The 1,214-nt window shown below is 63.0% G+C and carries 1 protein-coding gene; it reads right to left on the bottom strand.

Annotated features, from left to right (window positions below; translation table 11 throughout):
• Positions 1-23: 23 nt before the first annotated feature.
• Positions 24-1,106 carry an ISAs1 family transposase gene (locus QMZ05_RS40840; RefSeq protein WP_353705890.1) on the bottom strand — a complete coding sequence of 361 codons (1,083 nt, stop codon included), beginning with the start codon at positions 1,104-1,106 and terminating at the stop codon, positions 24-26.
• Positions 1,107-1,214 lie beyond the last annotated feature (108 nt).

Here is a 1,214-nt window from a genome sequence, read left to right on the forward strand (position 1 = left end):
TCCCTCCCCCCTTGCGGGTAGGGCTATCGCATATGGGCGAGGACAGAGAGAAGGAAGTCGTTATTCCATCTGGCCTGGAGCATTTTGTGGCTGGTCCGCGCGGGGCCTGGTGTGGCTTGCAAGGCATTGATGGCAAGCTTGCGGATGACGGCGAGGTTCTCTGGAGCGTGATCCTTGCGGCTGCGACAGGCGTCCTCGTCGAATAGAACGTCGAGGACCCAGTGTAGGTTGTTCTCGATGGCCCAGTGTGCGCGCACGACGTCGAGCAGTTTCTTGGCCGACGGCAGGCGCGAAGCCAGAAAGTATCGGACCGTCTGCTTGGCAGGCTTGCCGGCACTGGCGCGCCAGCTGTCGATGCGACCGACGGCGGCGATAGCAGGGAAGCCGTATTGCTTCGCCAATTGAGGTGCCGGCACGACGATAGCCTGTCGGCGCTCGACGCGATCGTGAGCCGCGGTTCTTCGCTGGCTCGCCCGCGCTGGCTTCCGGGCGGTGTCGAGCAGCGCCTTGGCGGCCTGAAAGAGCCGGCCGCGATTGCTCTTGATGGCCAGAACGTAATGGCCCTTCCGGTCACGGATGGCCTGCGCGACATCGGGCCGGCAATGCAAGGCGTCGGCGGTGACAACAGCGCCGTCCAGATCGAGCAGGGCGAGGACTTCGAGAACGCCGACGACTTCGTTGCGATTGGGGGCCTTCCTTTGAGCCAATGCCATCCGCGTGCCTGCCGCCCAGACATTGACCATGTGCAGCGGCGTAGCCTGCCGACCACGCGTGAAGGCTCCACGCAACGCCTTGCCATCGATGCTGACTACGCCCTTGACGCCGAAGCCTTTGCTAAACTTGCGCAAGACCGCTTCCAGCCCCTTCGGGTCCAGAGCACGAAAGACGTTGCTGAACGTGTCGTGGCTGGGGATGCCGCATCTGAGCTCCAGGAACCGCCGCAACAGTTCCTCCCGGCCTTTGCCGAAGAACTCGAACTCGGTGCATGTTTTGGCGCCGGCCAGCGTCGCCGCCAGCGCGATGACGATGATCTCTACCAGATCGTGCCGGACGTTGCTGGCGCGAGGATCCTTGACCGGTCGAAGCAAGCGTTTGAGTTGGCGCATTCTGGTCTCCCTTGGGCATCGAGAGACACCCAAAGAATCCAGTTCCAACAGCTTGGCAACACCCCTCCGCCGCCATATGCGATTCCCCTACCCTTGCGGGGGAGGGTT

The sequence above is a fragment of the Bradyrhizobium sp. INPA03-11B genome (assembly GCF_040446015.1).
GTDB classification, from domain to species: domain Bacteria; phylum Pseudomonadota; class Alphaproteobacteria; order Rhizobiales; family Xanthobacteraceae; genus Bradyrhizobium; species Bradyrhizobium macuxiense_A.

What these genes read in the sequence shown, in the direction of transcription:
- QMZ05_RS40840 (WP_353705890.1), bottom strand. Translation starts at nt 1,106, where the DNA reads ATGCGCCAACTCAAACGCTTGCTTCGACCGGTCAAGGATCCTCGCGCC.